Consider the following 13,319-nt stretch of genomic DNA (forward strand, 5'->3'; position numbering starts at 1 on the left):
CCTCAACCAAAAAAATACCGGCGGCCCCAGAGGGCCACCGGACACGTCATTGAAATGGCTTAGCCACCGATTTTCGCTTTGCGCGCTTCAACGATGGAGACGTAGGTGTCGTGCGTGACAGGCTGGAAGCCAAGCGTGTCCCCCGCTGCAACGCCATAGGCGCAATCCGCGTCACGCTCATGCAGGCCGTCAACCAGTGCGGTCATGGTTTCACGCACGTCCGCTGGCAGAGCCTTGCGCAGAACAACCGGACCTTCTGGGATCACGTTGGATTTCCAGATTTGAACCATGTCGTTCATGTCAACCAGACCCGCGTCAACTGCTTTGCGCAGCGCGCCAGAGTTGTAGCCGTCTTCCCAGTTGCCTTGACCGTCAGCCCAGGTCACGCCGCCGTCGATGTCGCCGTTGTTCACTGCAACGATGGTCTGCTCGTGGCCACCGGTGAATTTCACTTCGCCGAAGTATTCGCCGGATTCCATTGTGATGCCGTCTTTGTACTGCGGGATCTCGATGGATGGGATCAGGTAACCGGATGTGGAGTTCGGGTCGCCAAAGCCAAAGACTTTGCCTTCCATGTCATCCAAAGAGGTAACGCCGCTGTCTTTGCGTGCAAACCCGATGGAGTGATAACCGATGGAACCGTCAACGTTCACTTTGATCAGAACAGGCTCTACTGCTTCTGGGTCTTGCAGATATGTCGCTGCATAAGATGATGCGCCCAACCATGCCATGTCGATGGTGCCGCCCAACAGGCCTTGGATCACGCCGTTATAATCCGCAGGCGCGAACAGTTTGGTTTCAACACCCAGCGCTTCGGTGGTGTAGTCTGCCAGACACTGGTAAGAGTTCATACGGTCCTGCGCGTTTTCACCACCCAGAATGCCGATACGGAATTCAGTGATGTCTGCGGCAAAAGCACCGGTGGTCAGGGCAGTCGTGGCGACAAGCGCCATTGCAAAGGTCTTTTTCATCAGTTTCTCCATTAGGTTAGATGAAGGTCGCCTGCATGAGGCGCAGGGTTTACTGGCTCAGATGAAGGCTTCCGCCTCGCGGACTTCCGGTCTGTCCAGGGTCTCAATTTCTGTCGATGTGGCGGCTTCGGAGAAATCCGAACCGGCCCCATAGATGTCGCGTGCAACGCCGGTGGTCAGTTGCTCTGGCGTGCCATCAAAAACGATGCGCCCGTCGCGCATGCCGATCACACGGTCGCAATACCGGCGCGCGGTGTCGAGCGTATGAAGGTTCGCAATCACCATGCGCCCGTCTTCTTCGTGAATGGTCCGCAACGACTGCATCACAACCTGCGCGTTCATCGGGTCAAGCGAGGCAATCGGTTCATCTGCCAAGATAATTTTGGGGTCCTGCATCAGGGCGCGCGCAATCGCGACGCGCTGTTGCTGGCCACCCGACAGCGCTTCGGCGCGCTTTGGGGCCTGTTCAGCGATGCCCAGACGATCGAGAATTTCAATCGCTCGGTGGATGTCAGACTGGGGATACAGATTGAACATGGTCGCCAATGTCGAGCGTTTGTTCAGCGTGCCATGCAAAACGTTTGAAACAACGTCCATGCGCGGCACAAGGTTGAATTGCTGAAAGATCATCGCGCAGCGCGATTGCCAGTCTCGCTTCGCTGCGCCCCGCAACGCGGTGATCTCTTCGCCTTCAAAGGTGATTGTTCCGCTGGTCGCGTCACTCAGCCGGTTGACCATGCGCAGAAGCGTGGATTTGCCCGCCCCTGACCGGCCAATGATGCCGATCATTGTCGGCTTATCGACCGTGATATTGGCCGCGTCTACAGCCGTGTTTTGCCCAAATTGCTTGGTCAGCGCGTCTATCTTCAGCATATTGCCCCCATGTCCGAAGGCTGGCTAACGGCTGAAAACAACAGTCACGTGACATAAATATTTCGGTTTTGTTGCATTTTATGACGAAACGCTGACAAAACACGCCTTAAGCTGCGCTGAAGCATTGCTTTCAACTAATCCGTGCATGATGCCTGCGCGTTACAAATTTGTTACAACTGCCGCAATGTCGCGCTATCGTGGCTTTATGAGTTTTCGTTTCACTCTCTGTCTGAGCCTCGGGCTGACACTGCCAACACTCGCCCTCGCCAATTTGGTCGAGGTATCCTGCGATGACAGCGCGCGGATGGTCAAAACATTGGAACGGGTCATGGGCGCACAGCGTCAGGGCATGGGGCTGCGCGACCCAGAGACCATGCTGGAGGTCTGGGTGACCCCGCGAAACGGAGACTGGCTGATCGTGCAGAATTACGCCAACGGCACATCGTGCATCGTCGCAATGGGCGAACATTGGGAGGCGATCCCAGCAGACCCCGTTTAGCGCTTGGCTTATGTGAGGCGATCTTTTGTTGGGGCGGGTCAAGGCGATAACGCTTCAATGCGGGCGTAATCATTGTCACGCAGCTATAAAGCCGGCGCATTCATGCGGTTTGAGCTGGCCGCATGTTCCAGCTTCCTGATTTGCCCAAAGCAAATGTCCTCTAACGGATGGAATCGGAGTGAACACGTGTCCTATGCCCAAGTTTAAACTCGCGCCCAAAAGGGCTACCGGTTCAAGAGATCTGCGCACCAATCAATATCAAAGGGGTCCCTGGCCATTGCCGAGCGGTTTGGTCTGATGTCGCAAGTCAGATTGCTTACGAAAGGGCGAGCACGCAGGGGTCTTAAAGTGATCCACCAAGTACTATTTGGAAAGGTGTACCACACCCAAATACCACCATAAAAATCAAACATTTAAGGTTTATGGCGGAGACGAAGGGATTCGAACCCTCGATACCGTTTCCGGTATACTCCCTTAGCAGGGGAGCGCCTTCGACCACTCGGCCACGTCTCCGAGGACGGGTAGTAATGATTAGCCCCATGAAGGACAAGCGGTTTTTGTGACTTTTTTACGTCGCTGACGGCACGGGTCGGAAATACATCAGGCGACCGTGGGATCGGTCGCCTGATGTGTGGAGTTCGGCCTTGGATGCGGTCCTGATGGACGAATGGCCATCGCTAAAAACATAGGAATTGACCTATTTTCGGATGGCGTGTGCCGTGATGGTTCGATCATTCTGACCTGGCCCAAGGCCTTCTGCCCAAACGATCGGCAATTGACCTTGTACCTTCGTGCCAAAGCTGGGCTTTGGCATTTCGCTGCAGCAGTGCCAGGGATTGGCTGCAAAAACAGGGTAGCGCTTGCCAAATCGGCGATCCATCATTCATATTGAATTTATCCATGAAAAATCAAAATATATATAAGGTCGACGCACATCTCCTTCGGGTTTTCCTGAAGGTCTGTGAACTCCACTCGGTCAGTCGGGCAGCGGATGTATTTGACCTGAACCAATCGACCGTCAGCAATATGATGGATCGCTTGCGACAGGCGGTGGGGTTTCGTCTGTTTGAGAAGGTTGGCCGAAACATAGTGCCGACAGAGGACGCCAAAGACCTAATCCCACGTGCGGCACGTATCGTGTCAGCCATTGAAGGACTACCCGAGGCCGGTACCTATGACCCCTCGCAGGACAGCCGCCCGATCACGATTGTCGGAAATCTGAACTCGATGCTGGGCGTTCTGCAGTGCATTCAGGACGCCGTGCGCGCAGAATGTCCAAGCCGCCATGTCAGGTTCTTGGAACTTGGCAGCAGGGATCAGCTTGAGGAACGGTTGGAAGATGGCAATGTCGATTTCGCGATATCTGTGCGCACACCGCGCTACCCACCGTCCCTCTCTGCGCATCTACTGTTTGAAGATCGCTCGGTGGTCTATTTTGACGGCAAAATGCGCAGCGCCCCGACCACACGTGCCGAGTATTTTCGAAGCGGTCACGGCGTATTGGATTTTGGCGGCTATGTCCGCAGTACCGTCGACAATGATGTGCGTGGGTTACAGGCCCACCGACGGATTGTCTGTTCGGCCTCTAATGCATCGGTGCTGGCGCATATGATTGCAGGCACAGACCTTTTGGCGAGCATGCCAAGCCATCTGCGTCTGAATGTGTTCAAGTCGCTTAGCTGGGCGCCACTCCCGCTGTCACCGAACACGACGCTGAAATTCGACCTTTTGTGGCATAAGCGGAACGCCAATTCTTCGCGCCACAAATGGATTAAGAACATCATCCTAGAGGCTGATACCCAGGGCGCGACACAGGCTATTTTGGACTGAAGCCACTCACGATAGGCGGGCAAGCGCCTCAAGGAAAAGTCCTTTCACCGCCGCTGCTTCAACCGCCGTATAAACCGCAGTGGGCGCGCGGCCATCTTTGGCCGTTTGTGTCGCGCCCGACTTGTCGCCATCACATGACACAGTGATCCCGACGTTTTCTGCTGTGAAAAGATGCGGATGGGTGCAGGCAATGACAGCCGCCGGATCATGCAGAGAGCAGCCATCCAACTTGCCAACCGACTTATAGAAGGCGAGGTAGAAGTGGCTCATATCCTGCAGCATGCCGCCCAGTTTGGGGGCCGCCGCCGCGATGTCTCTAAAATCATTGGCTGTGCAGAGAATGCGGTGGGTGACATCAAGCCCAACCATTTCGACCCGCGCGCCGCTGGCAAAGACAACCTCTGCCGCATGGGGATCGTGATAGATATTGGCCTCTGCATGCGGTGTGATATTGCCGCCTTCGCGATAGCTGCCGCCCATCAGGACGATGCGTTTGACGTTCCTCGCAAACGCTGGGTCTTGTTGGATGGCTTTGGCAATATTGGTCAGCGGGCCGATGGGACACAGTACCAGTTCGCCCTTGTGTTCCCGCGCCATGCGGCACAGAAAATCAACCGCGCCTTCGTCTATGGCTTTGCCTTTTGGAGTGACTGCCGGAATATCACCAAACCCTTCATCGCCATGTACATGGAATGACGGTTTGAAAGGAGGCAATTGCAAAGGCGTTTTCTCGCCAGCAGCGACCGGCACATCCAAGCCCGCAGCCTCAACCAGACGCAGCGCATTGCGGGTGGCCATCTCGACCGTGACATTGCCGAAAATTGTGGTCAGCCCCAAAAGGTCAATATCCGTCGCCGCGGCGGCATAGAAAATGGCCATGGCATCATCTACGCCAGGGTCTGTGTCGATGATCAATTTGACTTTGTCTGACATATCGCTGGCTTCCTAAACAAGGAAGGGAGGCTGCGCGCCTCCCCTTTGAAAACGCAAATTTGAACCGGATCAGGTGTTGAACAAGAAGTGCATGACATCACCGTCCTGCACAATATAGCTTTTGCCTTCGGCGCGCATCTTGCCCGCTTCTTTGGCCCCCTGTTCGCCATTGTATGTGATGTAGTCGTCATAGGCGATTGTTTCAGCCCGGATAAAGCCACGTTCAAAATCACCATGGATAACACCTGCCGCCTGCGGCGCTGCGGTGCCTTTTTTGATGGTCCAAGCGCGGGCTTCTTTCGGGCCGACGGTGAAATAGGTTTCCAGCTGCAAAAGATCATGCCCAGCGCGGATCAGGCGATCCAGCCCTGCTTCTTCCAGACCCATTTCGCTAAGGAACATTTCTGCTTCTTCGGCATCCAACTGGCTGATCTCTTCTTCGATCTGTGCCGAGATAATCACATGCGTGTTGCCCTGCTTGGCGGCCATTTCAGCCACGGCAGCGGAATGGGCATTGCCGGTCGCAGCGTCTGCCTCACCCACGTTGCAAACATAAAGGACTGGTTTGGTGGACAAGAGCTGCAGGCTCTTCCACATCTTTTCGTCTTCTTTGTCGATCTCAACCGTGCGCGCGGGGCGGTCGTTTTCAATCGCCTCTTGTGCCATGGCCAGCAGACGGTCCTGCTCTTTGGCTTCCTTGTCGTTGCCCTTGAGTTTGCGCACCAGACCCTGACGGCGCTTTTCGATGCTTTCCAAGTCAGCAAGCATCAATTCCGTTTCGATGGTTTCGGCATCTGCAACCGGATCAACGCGGTCGTCGACATGGGTTACGTCATCATCGTCAAAGCAGCGCAGGACGTGGGCAATCGCGTCGGTTTCGCGGATGTTCGCCAAGAACTGGTTGCCAAGGCCCTCGCCTTTGGACGCGCCTTTCACAAGGCCCGCGATATCCACAAAGGTCATGCGCGTTGGGATGATCTGCTTGGAACTGGCGATCGCCGCCAGCTTGTCCAGCCGGTCATCAGGCACGGCCACATCGCCAACGTTGGGTTCAATGGTACAGAACGGGAAGTTCGCAGCCTGTGCAGCCGCGGTTTTGGTCAGCGCGTTAAACGTGGTGGATTTGCCGACATTCGGCAGCCCAACGATCCCAACTTTAAAGCCCATGCTGGCCTCCTGTCACATGTTCGTGCTGCTCTTATGCAAGGTTTGGGCATGGCGCAAGCCGTGTTACCCTTTGCCCAGTTCATTCATCTGTAAAAGTGGAGGTGCCGATGTCTTTTACCCCGTATATTTTCTTTGACGGCAATTGCTCTGACGCGATTGATTTCTATGCCGAGGTGTTTGGCGCGGACAATGTGATGAAGATGCCCTATTCCGAGGCCCCGCCGGATGTCGGTCTGCCGCCCTCTGAAAGCCGGTTCATGCATGCTCAGATAAATGTGGGCGATACGGTTCTGATGTGCAGCGACAACCCAGAAGGCGCGCCATCCATGCCGCAATCGGGTTTTGCTGTCGCGCATGAGACCAAGACGGTTGAGGACGCAAAGGAAAAGTTCGCCAAACTGCTGGATGGCGGAGAGGTCACCATGCCCTTTGAACCCACTTTCTTTTCGACAGGCTTTGGCATGTTAAAAGACAAGTTTGGCACCCATTGGATGATCATGGTGGCAGAAGCCCCCGCCCAGGACTAAAGCACAGCCGAACGGCCATTGATTTTCCGAAACGAAACAGGCAAACCCCTAGCAAGATTTGTAAGGGGCACCCATGACTCGCATCGACGCCAAATTCGCAGACCTGAAAGCCACAAATAAGAAAGCCTTTGTGGCCTACGTCATGGCGGGTGATCCGAATTACGACACTTCGCTAGAGATCGTCAAAGGTCTTCCCGGCGCAGGCGTCGACGTGATCGAACTGGGCTTGCCTTTCACCGACCCAATGGCCGATGGCCCAACCATCCAATTGGCTGGGCAACGTGCGCTGGAAGGCGGCATGACGCTAGAACGTACCCTGCAGCTGGCGCGCGAGTTCCGTGAAACTGACGACACAACGCCAATTGTGATGATGGGCTATTACAACCCGATCTATAGCCGAGGCGTCGACAAATTTCTGGTCGATGCCAAAGAGGCCGGGATTGACGGGTTGATCGTTGTGGACCTGCCACCCGAAGAAGACGAAGAACTGTGCATCCCAGCCCAAGCGGCCGGGCTGAACTTTATCCGCCTTGCAACCCCCACGACCGACGACAAACGCCTGCCGAAGGTACTGCAAAACACCTCTGGCTTTGTCTATTACGTCTCGATCACCGGCATCACCGGCGCGGCCAATGCGCAAGCGACCAATGTTGGACCAGAGGTCGCGCGTATCAAATCCAGCACGGACCTGCCCGTGATTGTGGGCTTTGGCATCAAAACACCCGAGGCGTCACAAGAGATTGCCTCAGTCGCGGATGGCGCTGTGGTCGGGTCTGCCATTGTCGGAGAGATCGCATCGGGCAAACCGGTCTCCGAGGTTCTGGAATTTGTGAAGACACTCGCCGACGGCGCGCATCGGGCCTGAGTTTGATTTTGAGGGCTGCGCCTGACCCTGGGTGGGTGCGAAGCGCCCTCCCGTGGGGAGGGTCGGGCGCTGCCCGGCTTGTCAGCCGGGCCTAACATTTCTTAGTCCAACAGACTTTCCAACCGGATCGCACAGAGAAAATCATTCTCTGTCAAACCGCCCGCTTCATGGCTTGTGTAAACCACCTCGCAATAGCCCCATCCAAAGCTGATATCTGCGTGGTGCCCCATCTTGTCCGAATGCCACGCCACAAGGTTCGCCATCTGGGTCGCCTTGGCGAAGCCTTTAAATTCATAGCGCTTGAAAATCGTGCTCTCACGCTGCGCCCACCCCGGCAGGTTTGTCAGCCCATCGTCGATCTGGGCCTGATCCAAAACACCGGTCCCCTGCGAACACGGCACACATTGCGTTGCTGTTGTCATTTTATGATGCTTTCTTTTCAACTGGAGGATAAGTCGGCGCAAAAAGCCCCTTAGCTTGCGCGGCTTTGATATCGGCCATCAGGTCACGGTCTGCTGCTGCAAACAGATCATTCATATCCTCAATCACAAAATAGATCGGCTGATGAATGTCGATCCGATAGGGCGTGCGCAGGATGTCTTCGATATTGAACGGGCGGATGGTGGGTTCGCCGGACAAAACCGCATGCGGCAGCTCAGTCTTGGAAGACGCAAGTCCCGACCCAAGCGCTTTCAACTGCCCGTTTTCTCGGGTCAGGCCAAATTCGATCGTGAACCAATAAAGCCGGATCAGCCAGCTAAAGTCGGTCTTCTCTGCTGTCAGCCCAGCGCGCCCGATGGCGTGGGAAAATTCGGCAAAACGCGCGTCGGTCAGCAAGGGCGTGTGGCCAAAGATTTCATGGAAGATATCGGGTTCTTCGATATAGTCGAAATCTTCCCGAGACCGGATAAAGCTTGCTGCCGGAAAGGTGCGGTCCGCCAGCATGCTGTAGAATTTATCAAACCCTATCAGTGCAGGCACGGGTTTCACCTGCCAGCCCGTTTCGCGCATCAAAACGGCAGAAATCTCGGGGCATTGCGGCACCTTGTCTTTTGGCATCGCGAGCTTTTTCAAACCCTGCAGATAGGGCTGCGCCATATGAGCCTGAACGGCACTTTCCTGCGCGGCATAAAGATCGCGCCATACGGCGTCTTCTTCGGGGGTATAGGCAATATATCCCGCCTCATTCGGGATCTTTGCCACGTATTTGGTAGATTTTGGCATCTGTTCGCTCCTCTCATCCCATATTTGCCGGAACCACATGAAAAAACTTGCCAGTTTTCCGCAATATCGCGCTATAATGGGTAAAATTTACCCACACATCACCTCCTGAGGGGAAAATTCCGTGAAACTCGAAGGTAAAGACAAGGAAATCCTGCGTGTTTTGCAAAAAGACGGCAAGATCAGCCTACAAGCTTTGGCTGAGGCGGTGAACCTGTCGACCTCTCCCTGTTGGCGGCGGGTCAAGCGGCTGGAGGAAAGCGGTTTGATAGACCGCTATGCCGCCATTCTGAACCCCCGCAAATTGGGCTTGCACGCGCAGGCCTACATGCATGTCTCGCTTCTGGATCACACCGAGGCCACGATTGAAGCCTTCGACCGCTTTGTGCAGACCGAAGATCAGATCACCGAATGCTGCTCGATCACCGGATCAAACGACTACATGCTGAAGGTCGTCGCCGAAGGGCCCGAAGCGTTGGAGACCTTCATTATGAAACGCGTGCTGCGATTGGGTATTGTGCGCTCATCGCACACAAACTTCGTCCTGCGCCGCACGAAATCCAGCACCGCCCTGCCCGTCTAATCAAACCCTCAGGCGCTTGGCAAACTCTCCGAAGTCTGCTCTGCTGTCCGGGCGACAGAACCAAGGGAGGAACACGCGATGAAACGCATGAAGGATTTTCTCGACGAAGCGAATGAAGTGGTGCCAAAGGCCACGCCCGAAGAAGGGATCGCCATTCACGCCAAGGGTGACGCGGTGTTCATCGACGTGCGCGACAGCAACAGCCTGCGCGACAGCGGCACAATCGCCGGTGCCCTGCACATCCCGCGGGGCATGGTGGAACTCTCTGCGGACCCTGACACGCCATTTCACAAACCAGAACTGCAAAAAGACGCGCATCTTTGCCTTGTTTGCGGCGGCGGCGTCATGGCAGCGATGGCGGGTAAGACCCTGAAAGAAATGGGCTATACCAACGTCACCAACGTCGGTGGCATCAACGCTTGGAAAGAGGCTGGCGGTCCGACGGAAGATGTGGAGTAACACCCCAAAAATTGCCGTGAAACTGCGCCGCATCTGCGGCGCGGTCTTGCTGTTACTGCTGGCGACACAGACCTCTGTCTTCGCAGGAGAATTGGATGGGAAGGTCTTCAAAGGATTGATAGGCCCCAGCGCCAACCCAGACTTGGAAGACAGCCTGCATTTTTCAGACGGGCATTTCTGGTCAGACATCTGCACGCGCTGTGGCTTTCAACCGGGTCCCTACCAAAGCAAGACAACTGAGGAAGGTACAACCTTTCAAGGTGTTCTGCAAAGCGACAGCCGTGGTCAGTTCACCTACGATGGATTGATCCACCCTAACGGCAGCATCGATGTGACCATTAAATGGGAACGCAAACGCTGGTATTGGACCACGCGCCGCGAGATTGCTTTCCGGGGTCAATTACAAGATGCTCAACCGGCCTCCGCGCTGAAAGAAACGCTTGCGGCGATGCACCGTCAAAACCCCAATGAGAACCCGCTGTGCGCGCGCTTCTAGCAGGCATCTGGTCTAAGAGACGCGCATTGTTATTTTACGCGGCACTCTTGTTGATTGGCTGGATCATGGGCGAAGCGCTACACGACTTCGCAGTCCCGGAAATGCGCCCGATGAATGAACCGCAGATTCACCGCATGGTCATGGTTGCGCTTGTGGTCTTCATTCTTGCGGCCGCGATCCCCTTTGTGCCGGGGGCAGAAATTGGCTTTGCCCTGCTTTTTCTGTTTGGCGGCCAGGCGTCGCTTTTGGTCTTTCTTGGAATGACCGGCGCAATGCTACTGGCCTATGTGGTTGCGCGGATTGTTCCGGCCCATTTGATCAGCAATTTTGCCCTATGGCTCGGCCTGACCGGCACCGCGAAGTTGCTGTCGGACCGATCGACCAAAGGCGAAGCGTCGATCCAAAAGCTTACGAAAAATATGCAAGGTCGCTTGGGTAAGTTCGCGCTGAACAATCGGTATTTGCTGTTAATGCTATTGCTGAATACACCGGGCAACTCTCTTCTTGGTGGCGGCGGAGGGCTGGCATTTCTGGCAGGTTCGTCCGGCCTTTATCGCTTTGTGCCATTTGCGATCAGCGTGATGCTTGCCGTCGCGCCGGTGCCGTTGGCCTTTGCTTTGATGGATGGCGTTGGCTAACGCTTCCTAGGCGCCTCAGACATAGGGATTACGTTGGGGCCGCAGCGTGATCTCTGTGACACAGGCCGTATTGGGCAAGGAAATCGCGCCGTAAATCGCCTGCGCGATATCCTCGACTTGGATCATTTTGGCAGGGTCCTTGCCTTCATACCCATCACGGCTGGTATTCACAAAACCCGGATGCACGACAGTGACGCCAATGCCGTCTTCGCGGACATCCTCAAACAGAGCCTTGGCAAAACCCGCCTGCGCGTGGCGCAAGGCGCAATGGATGGCGTGGCGGGACCAGCCCAACCAAGACGTCGGGCCACAGATGTAAACCACAGACCCTTGTGTTTTTTGCAGTGCTGGCAGCACATAGGCCGTCAACCGGATCGTTGCGCGAAGCACGTCGTCTATGGATTGATCCCAATCCGCAAACCGTTCCGTTGAGACTTTGCCGTAGGTGAATTTTGCGGCGCAATGCACGAAAGCGTCCAAACGCGGTTGCCCGAGCGCCCAATCTGCGAGGTTTGCCAATTCATCCATGTCCCCCATTTCGGCAAAGAAACACGTGGCTGATCCACCAGCGGCTTGAATGGCGGCAACCGTCTGCTGCAGCCGGTCTTCATCTCTGCCGTGGGCCAAAATATGCCACCCCTCGCGCGCCAGCCGAATGGCCGTGCCCTGCCCTATGCCGCTTGACGCACCGGTGATAAGAGCTGTTTTTGGCATATCTGGGACCTCCGCATTTGCGCCCTTAGTTTAGCACAGACTCCGCCAACACCACATCCTTTGCCCGGCAACACCCAGCGCCCCTTTGACAGCGGCAATGGTCCAAGCAATAGTCAGGGCAACACAGACGCAGGCTAAGACGGTGCAAATTTACTTCAAACAAAACTTGGCATTTCTGGCAGTTCCCAAAACCGGCACAACCGCCTACGAAATGGCGCTGCGTGGTGAGGCCGACATCATCTTTGCCAAACGCCGCAAGCATATGACAGCCGGGCAATTTCAGCGTCGCATGATGCCGTTTCTAAAAGGGTTCTATGATCTGGAACCCGAACGCATGGCGATCATGCGCGACCCGATTGAACAGATCCGCAGTTGGTATCGCTATCGCACGGACCCCAAACGCAATAGCCGCACCGAAGGGCTGAGTTTTGACGAATTTGTCTTGGCAACAATGCAAGATCCAGAGCCGCCCCTTGCGGCCATTGGCAGCCAATACGGATTTCTGACCATGGCCGACGGCCACCAACCGCTTGAACATCTTTTTGCCTATGGACATCAAAACCTTATTCGCGGCTGGCTCTCTGACCGGTTTGGAAAAGATTTGAAGTTCCCGGAAAAAAACGTCTCACCAGACCGTCCAGCGCCGCTTTCGCCCAAGGTTGAACATCGTCTTCGACAGGCGCGCGCAGCGGAATTTGAACTGTATGATCGGATTTTGCAGGCCGGAGGCCATCTAAATCCAAATAAGCGCTAAAATCACAGCAAATTCACGATTTTCGGACTTTCCACACATTTGATTCTGCGCTATGGGCCGGGCTTCACGCGGGGTTACAGCCTTGGAGGAACCCTGCCCTAACATATTGGAGAATTCAAATGGCTGGACAGATCCCTGATCTTCACGCCGAGGTCCGTACGGGGACAGGCAAGGGCGCCGCTCGTCAAGCACGTCGCGATGGTATGGTTCCTGGTGTTGTATACGGCGGTGACGCTGACCCACTGGCAATCAATATTCCTTTCAATGTTCTGTTGAAGAAACTGAAAGATGGCCGCTTCCTGTCGACGCTTTTCAACCTGAAAGTTGAAGGCCAAGAAGACGTGCGTGTGATCTGCCGGAACGTGCAGCGCCACGTGGTCAAAGACCTGCCAACGCACCTCGACCTGCTGCGTCTGAAACGGACGTCTAAGATCAACCTCTTTATTCCGGTTGAGTTCATCAACGAAGAAGACGCCCCAGGCATCAAAAAGGGTGGCGTTCTGACTGTTGTTCGTAACGAAGTCGAGCTGAACGTGACCGCAGGCGATATCCCAGAGAAAATCGTTGTGGACATGGCCGGTGCAGAAGTGGGCGACACGTTCACCATCTCTGGTGTTGAACTGCCAGCAGGCGCAAAACCAACCATCGACCGCGATTTCGTGATCGGCAACCTGTCCGCGCCATCCGCGCTGCGTTCTGAAGACGACGAAGAAGAGGTCGATCCAGAAGCAGTCGAAGTGATCGAAGGCGCTTCTGAGGACGCTGCGGCAGAGGAATAATCCTCCGCGC

At 55.3% G+C, this 13,319-nt stretch carries 17 protein-coding genes and 1 tRNA gene; 10 read left to right on the forward strand and 8 right to left on the reverse strand.

The annotated features are described in order from the left end of the window. Window positions 1–59: 59 nt before the first annotated feature. Both phnD and phnC read right to left on the reverse strand, forming a co-directional pair. Entirely contained in the window at window positions 60–971 is a 912-nt protein-coding gene (phnD, locus tag BUA39_RS03535; RefSeq protein ID WP_072790988.1) for a phosphonate ABC transporter substrate-binding protein, read from the reverse strand. Window positions 972–1,028: 57 nt separating this feature from the next. Continuing rightward, on the reverse strand, window positions 1,029–1,844 hold the full coding sequence (gene phnC / locus BUA39_RS03540; RefSeq protein ID WP_072790991.1) for a phosphonate ABC transporter ATP-binding protein: 816 nt from the start codon (window positions 1,842–1,844) through the stop codon (window positions 1,029–1,031). A gap of 184 nt (window positions 1,845–2,028) precedes the next feature. Here phnC and BUA39_RS03545 point away from each other — a divergent pair, with 184 nt between their 5' ends. Next, window positions 2,029–2,343: a hypothetical protein gene (locus BUA39_RS03545; protein ID WP_084604742.1), complete on the forward strand. Its 315-nt coding sequence runs from the start codon at window positions 2,029–2,031 to the stop codon at window positions 2,341–2,343. A 423-nt stretch (window positions 2,344–2,766) separates the two neighbouring features. On the opposite strand, the gene BUA39_RS03550 is transcribed toward BUA39_RS03545, so the two are convergent. Further along, window positions 2,767–2,856 (reverse strand) — tRNA-Ser (locus BUA39_RS03550). A gap of 387 nt (window positions 2,857–3,243) precedes the next feature. On the opposite strand from BUA39_RS03550, the gene BUA39_RS03560 reads away from it, so the two are divergent. Further along, window positions 3,244–4,173 carry a LysR family transcriptional regulator gene (locus BUA39_RS03560; protein WP_072790996.1) on the forward strand — a complete coding sequence of 310 codons (930 nt, stop codon included), beginning with the start codon at window positions 3,244–3,246 and terminating at the stop codon, window positions 4,171–4,173. 6 nt (window positions 4,174–4,179) lie between these two features. Here BUA39_RS03560 and BUA39_RS03565 read toward each other — a convergent pair whose 3' ends face one another. Further along, entirely contained in the window at window positions 4,180–5,106 is a 927-nt protein-coding gene (locus tag BUA39_RS03565; protein ID WP_072790999.1) for a nucleoside hydrolase, read from the reverse strand. A 69-nt stretch (window positions 5,107–5,175) separates the two neighbouring features. Continuing rightward, window positions 5,176–6,273 carry a redox-regulated ATPase YchF gene (ychF, locus tag BUA39_RS03570; protein ID WP_072791002.1) on the reverse strand — a complete coding sequence of 366 codons (1,098 nt, stop codon included), beginning with the start codon at window positions 6,271–6,273 and terminating at the stop codon, window positions 5,176–5,178. A gap of 107 nt (window positions 6,274–6,380) precedes the next feature. Between ychF and BUA39_RS03575 the strand changes: the two genes are divergently transcribed. Both BUA39_RS03575 and trpA read left to right on the forward strand, forming a co-directional pair. After that, window positions 6,381–6,800 carry a VOC family protein gene (locus tag BUA39_RS03575; protein ID WP_072791005.1) on the forward strand — a complete coding sequence of 140 codons (420 nt, stop codon included), beginning with the start codon at window positions 6,381–6,383 and terminating at the stop codon, window positions 6,798–6,800. 73 nt (window positions 6,801–6,873) lie between these two features. After that, a complete protein-coding gene (trpA, locus tag BUA39_RS03580) occupies window positions 6,874–7,665 on the forward strand; it encodes a tryptophan synthase subunit alpha (protein ID WP_072791007.1) in 792 nt (263 codons plus the stop codon). A gap of 101 nt (window positions 7,666–7,766) precedes the next feature. Here trpA and BUA39_RS03585 read toward each other — a convergent pair whose 3' ends face one another. Together BUA39_RS03585 and phhA are read right to left on the reverse strand one after the other, a co-directional pair. Next, window positions 7,767–8,087 carry a 4a-hydroxytetrahydrobiopterin dehydratase gene (locus tag BUA39_RS03585; protein WP_072791010.1) on the reverse strand — a complete coding sequence of 107 codons (321 nt, stop codon included), beginning with the start codon at window positions 8,085–8,087 and terminating at the stop codon, window positions 7,767–7,769. Between the two features lies 1 nt (window position 8,088). Further along, window positions 8,089–8,889 carry a phenylalanine 4-monooxygenase gene (phhA, locus tag BUA39_RS03590; RefSeq protein ID WP_072791013.1) on the reverse strand — a complete coding sequence of 267 codons (801 nt, stop codon included), beginning with the start codon at window positions 8,887–8,889 and terminating at the stop codon, window positions 8,089–8,091. A gap of 121 nt (window positions 8,890–9,010) precedes the next feature. Between phhA and BUA39_RS03595 the strand changes: the two genes are divergently transcribed. From BUA39_RS03595 to BUA39_RS03610, 4 genes are all read left to right on the forward strand, one after another. Continuing rightward, a complete protein-coding gene (locus BUA39_RS03595) occupies window positions 9,011–9,469 on the forward strand; it encodes an Lrp/AsnC family transcriptional regulator (RefSeq protein ID WP_072791016.1) in 459 nt (152 codons plus the stop codon). 78 nt (window positions 9,470–9,547) lie between these two features. Beyond that, complete coding sequence (locus tag BUA39_RS03600) at window positions 9,548–9,928, forward strand: rhodanese-like domain-containing protein (RefSeq protein ID WP_072791018.1); 381 nt, start codon at window positions 9,548–9,550, stop codon at window positions 9,926–9,928. Further along, a complete protein-coding gene (locus BUA39_RS03605) occupies window positions 9,918–10,424 on the forward strand; it encodes a hypothetical protein (protein ID WP_072791021.1) in 507 nt (168 codons plus the stop codon). The genes BUA39_RS03600 and BUA39_RS03605 overlap by 11 nt, the downstream gene beginning before the upstream one ends. Before the next feature lie 26 nt (window positions 10,425–10,450). Further along, window positions 10,451–11,062 (forward strand): hypothetical protein, encoded by a 612-nt coding sequence (locus BUA39_RS03610; protein ID WP_131814559.1) that lies wholly within the window; start codon window positions 10,451–10,453, stop codon window positions 11,060–11,062. Between the two features lie 15 nt (window positions 11,063–11,077). On the opposite strand, the gene BUA39_RS03615 is transcribed toward BUA39_RS03610, so the two are convergent. After that, window positions 11,078–11,776: an SDR family NAD(P)-dependent oxidoreductase gene (locus BUA39_RS03615; RefSeq protein WP_072791026.1), complete on the reverse strand. Its 699-nt coding sequence runs from the start codon at window positions 11,774–11,776 to the stop codon at window positions 11,078–11,080. A gap of 97 nt (window positions 11,777–11,873) precedes the next feature. Between BUA39_RS03615 and BUA39_RS03620 the strand changes: the two genes are divergently transcribed. Beyond that, window positions 11,874–12,530 (forward strand): hypothetical protein, encoded by a 657-nt coding sequence (locus tag BUA39_RS03620; protein WP_242648529.1) that lies wholly within the window; start codon window positions 11,874–11,876, stop codon window positions 12,528–12,530. A 119-nt stretch (window positions 12,531–12,649) separates the two neighbouring features. Further along, window positions 12,650–13,309, forward strand: coding sequence for a 50S ribosomal protein L25/general stress protein Ctc (locus BUA39_RS03625; protein ID WP_072791029.1), 660 nt, complete (start codon window positions 12,650–12,652; stop codon window positions 13,307–13,309). Window positions 13,310–13,319: the final 10 nt, after the last annotated feature.

The sequence above is a fragment of the Cognatishimia maritima genome (genome assembly GCF_900129685.1).
In the GTDB taxonomy this organism is placed as follows: Bacteria; Pseudomonadota; Alphaproteobacteria; order Rhodobacterales; family Rhodobacteraceae; genus Cognatishimia; species Cognatishimia maritima.

Excerpts from the sequence above, each read along its gene's own strand:
- phnD (WP_072790988.1), bottom strand. The coding sequence starts at position 971 with ATGAAAAAGACCTTTGCAATGGCGCTTGTCGCCACGACTGCCCTGACC.
- phnC (WP_072790991.1), bottom strand. The coding sequence starts at position 1,844 with ATGCTGAAGATAGACGCGCTGACCAAGCAATTTGGGCAAAACACGGCT.
- BUA39_RS03545 (WP_084604742.1), top strand. The coding sequence starts at position 2,029 with ATGTCGCGCTATCGTGGCTTTATGAGTTTTCGTTTCACTCTCTGTCTG.
- BUA39_RS03560 (WP_072790996.1), top strand. The coding sequence starts at position 3,244 with ATGAAAAATCAAAATATATATAAGGTCGACGCACATCTCCTTCGGGTT.
- BUA39_RS03565 (WP_072790999.1), bottom strand. The coding sequence starts at position 5,106 with ATGTCAGACAAAGTCAAATTGATCATCGACACAGACCCTGGCGTAGAT.
- ychF (WP_072791002.1), bottom strand. The coding sequence starts at position 6,273 with ATGGGCTTTAAAGTTGGGATCGTTGGGCTGCCGAATGTCGGCAAATCC.
- BUA39_RS03575 (WP_072791005.1), top strand. The coding sequence starts at position 6,381 with ATGTCTTTTACCCCGTATATTTTCTTTGACGGCAATTGCTCTGACGCG.
- trpA (WP_072791007.1), top strand. The coding sequence starts at position 6,874 with ATGACTCGCATCGACGCCAAATTCGCAGACCTGAAAGCCACAAATAAG.
- BUA39_RS03585 (WP_072791010.1), bottom strand. The coding sequence starts at position 8,087 with ATGACAACAGCAACGCAATGTGTGCCGTGTTCGCAGGGGACCGGTGTT.
- phhA (WP_072791013.1), bottom strand. The coding sequence starts at position 8,889 with ATGCCAAAATCTACCAAATACGTGGCAAAGATCCCGAATGAGGCGGGA.
- BUA39_RS03600 (WP_072791018.1), top strand. The coding sequence starts at position 9,548 with ATGAAACGCATGAAGGATTTTCTCGACGAAGCGAATGAAGTGGTGCCA.
- BUA39_RS03605 (WP_072791021.1), top strand. The coding sequence starts at position 9,918 with ATGTGGAGTAACACCCCAAAAATTGCCGTGAAACTGCGCCGCATCTGC.
- BUA39_RS03615 (WP_072791026.1), bottom strand. The coding sequence starts at position 11,776 with ATGCCAAAAACAGCTCTTATCACCGGTGCGTCAAGCGGCATAGGGCAG.
- BUA39_RS03620 (WP_242648529.1), top strand. The coding sequence starts at position 11,874 with ATGGTCCAAGCAATAGTCAGGGCAACACAGACGCAGGCTAAGACGGTG.
- BUA39_RS03625 (WP_072791029.1), top strand. The coding sequence starts at position 12,650 with ATGGCTGGACAGATCCCTGATCTTCACGCCGAGGTCCGTACGGGGACA.